This window comes from Hydrocoleum sp. CS-953, from assembly GCF_002260545.1.
Classification (GTDB): Bacteria; Cyanobacteriota; Cyanobacteriia; order Cyanobacteriales; family Microcoleaceae; genus Trichodesmium.
On sequence record NZ_LGSU01000209.1, the window covers coordinates 1 to 1,135 of the forward strand.

1 protein-coding gene is annotated in these 1,135 nt (G+C 30.9%); it reads right to left on the bottom strand.

Annotation, left to right across the window (positions count from 1 at the left end):
- Positions 1-67 precede the first annotated feature (67 nt).
- Positions 68-937, bottom strand: a complete 870-nt coding sequence (locus tag AFK68_RS43795; protein ID WP_094671151.1) for an MBL fold metallo-hydrolase — start codon at positions 935-937, stop codon at positions 68-70.
- Between the last annotated feature and the right edge of the window lie 198 nt (positions 938-1,135).

The window sequence follows — 1,135 nt, forward strand, 5'->3', positions numbered from 1 at the left end:
CAAAAATTGTGTTTTTCTCAACTTACTTAATCACAGAAATTTAATTTTATTTCTCTACTAATATAGCTCAAGATTTTTCCATCCAAGCAATACACTTTTGTAACTCTTGCTGCATAGTTTTTGTGTCAGCATAATAACGATGACCGTGACCAGGTAATACCCATTCAAAATTATAATTAATAAGTTCTTTCATAGATTTAATTTGTTCTGACCAAGAATACCAACAATAACGACGAAAAGCATAAAGTTGATTTAAGTGACTAGACCATGCTAAATGATCTCCTGTAAATAAAAATTTTTGGTAAAGTAAAACTGTATGACCCTTAGTGTGACCAGTTACAGGAATAATTAATAAATCTGGAGTTAGAGAAATTTCATCTGTACCAGTTAACTTTATTTCTACATCCTTAGTGTCTGGAGAAATCTCATCAACATGGAGAATGCGATCGCAATTAAAATATTCTCTAAATTTTTTATGATCTGCTACATCATCTTTATGGGTTAAATACATATATTTAATTCCTCCCATTGCTTCTAAACGCTTCACTAATGGAGTTAAAAATTGAGGCGAGTCTACCAAAATATTTCCCTCTGGTCTGACAATAAAATAACTAGCAGCACCAAAAGATTTTTCTGAATGATAACCACAATGATAAACATTATCTACTACTAAAATTGGCAAAGTTTGTTGAACATTTTTAATATCTTTTGGAGTTTCAATAGTACCGATAGAATTTGTCGGACAAGATAATAAAGCTTGCATTGCTTCTAGTCTTTCTTTTTCATTTGTAGGTTGATGATAAACTGCTGATTTTTCTCCATTTCGATGAAAAATTTCTGGTGACATCCAGCGACAAGTATCACAGTCTATACAGGTATTATCAACGTATAGATCGCCACTAATATTTTCAGAGCGTCGTAATTTTAAATTAGCCATTTTTACCAACCTATTTTCAATAAATATTATTAACTATAGCATACGATAAAATCTGGAAAATGAATCAGATTTTTGTTTTGGTTGAGAGAAAATTTCGGATAAAATCTGACAAGTGAATCAAATTTTTGCTTTGGTTAGGAGACGGAAATTTGAGGATAAAACTTGGCAAACGAATTAGATTTTTGTTTGATTTGGGAG